The organism is Pseudacidovorax intermedius, from assembly GCF_003350475.1.
In the GTDB taxonomy this organism is placed as follows: Bacteria; Pseudomonadota; Gammaproteobacteria; order Burkholderiales; family Burkholderiaceae_C; genus Xenophilus; species Xenophilus intermedius.
Genome location: NZ_QQAV01000027.1, coordinates 1 through 1,789, shown reverse-complemented (window position 1 = coordinate 1,789; position 1,789 = coordinate 1). Strand labels below are relative to the sequence as shown.

Annotated in this window: 1 protein-coding gene; it reads left to right on the top strand. The window is 66.3% G+C overall.

Going from position 1 to position 1,789, the window contains the following annotated elements; genetic code table 11:
* The first annotated feature begins 314 nt into the window (after positions 1-314).
* A complete protein-coding gene (gene ltrA, locus DFR41_RS27270; protein ID WP_114805032.1) occupies positions 315-1,700 on the top strand; it encodes a group II intron reverse transcriptase/maturase in 1,386 nt (461 codons plus the stop codon).
* Positions 1,701-1,789 lie beyond the last annotated feature (89 nt).

The following is a 1,789-nucleotide window of genomic DNA, read 5'->3' as shown; positions in this document are numbered from 1 at the left end:
CGAGTGTGGGGAGGAAGCGTGGAGCGAAGCTGCGAGCCGATGAACAAGAACCGGATAGAAGGCAGTGCCGAGCAGGGCGAGTGGGCAAAGAGCCACGAAGCTCTCGTGATCAAGGCGAGGCGGTGTAAATCCGGCGGTTGTGCAGCGAAGGAGTGCGTTCTTACCTGGGGAGATCTCGCCTTGCGCCTGAAAGGGCGACGGCGGTGCCGGAGCGAGAAGTCAGCAGAGGTCGTAGTAGCCGGGTAGCGGGGCCGCCGAAGCCGCCAGCGAGAGGCAAAGGACCGAACGAGAGCGAGTGAGCGAGGATTGCGGGAATGTCGAAGGCCATGCGTCAGATGCCGCAGCGATGCGGGCGGGTGGGCAGCGCGTGCGGTGAAGCCGCCCGGCAGCCTGCCAGCGACGAAGCTTGCGGCCCGTCCCAGCAACACCAAGGCACAGGGTCGGCGATGCCGATGACAGGGGCTGGCACCCTGCTGGAGGCGGCGCTGACGAGAGAGAACCTGCAAGCCGCATGGAAGCGGGTCAAGGCCAATAAGGGCGCAGCCGGCGTGGACGGGCTCGACATCGAGCAGACCCGCCGTCTGCTGCAAACGACGTGGCTGCAAATCCGCCAGGAGTTGCTGTCAGGTAAGTACCGGCCACAGCCGGTGCGCAGAGTCACGATCCCCAAACCCGACGGCAGCCAGCGCGAGCTGGGCATCCCGACGGTGAGGGACCGACTGATCCAGCAGGCACTGCTGCAGGTGCTGCAACCGCTGATCGACCCCACCTTCAGCGACCACAGCCACGGGTTCCGCCCGGGCAGGCGTGCGCACGATGCGGTGAAGGCCGCGCGAGCGTACGTCCAATCCGGCAAGCGCGTGGTGGTGGACGTGGACCTGGCGAAATTCTTCGACCGGGTCAACCACGACATCCTGATGGAGCGGCTCGGCAGACGCATCGCGGACACAGCCGTGCTGCGGCTGATCCGTGCGTACCTGGACGCCGGCATCATGGACGGCGGGGTCAAGGTGAAGCGAGACCGAGGCACGCCGCAAGGCGGGCCCCTGAGCCCGTTGCTGGCCAACGTGCTGCTCGACGAAGTGGACAAGGCACTGGAGGCGCGGGGCGACAGCTTCGCGCGGTATGCCGACGACTGCAACGTCTACGTGAGCAGCACCAAGGCAGGCGAGCGGGTGATGGGATGGCTCAGAAAGCTGTACGGCCGGCTGAAGCTTCAGATCAACGAAGCCAAAAGTGCGGTGAGCAGCGCCCTGGGGCGCAAGTTCCTGGGCTACGAGCTGTGGATGGCCAAGGCAGGAGAAGTGAAATGCGCAGTGGCCCAGGAGGCCCTGGGCGACTTCAAGAGGCGTATGCGGCAACTCACGGGGCGCTCCAACGGACGCAGCATGGCGCAGACGGTGCAAGGGCTCACGCCCTACCTGCTGGGCTGGAAGGGGTACTTCGCACTGGCGCAGACCCCCAAGGTCTGGCGCGTGCTGGACGAATGGCTGCGCCACCGACTCAGGGCCTTGCAGCTCAAGCAGTGGAGGCGGGGCACGACGATGTATCGCGAACTGCTGGCGCTGGGGGCGACGCCTCGCGTTGCGCGACAGGTGGCGGCCAACAGCCGTCGCTGGTGGCGTAACAGTGCCAAGGCGCTGAACACCGCTGTCACGATCTCCTGGTTCGACCGGCTGGGCTTGCCCCGTCTCTCATGACCTCAAGCGCTCGAACCGCCCGGTGCGGACCCGCATGCCGGGTGGTGTGGGAGGGGCTCCGTCGACAATGACGGACCCCTATCCCGATT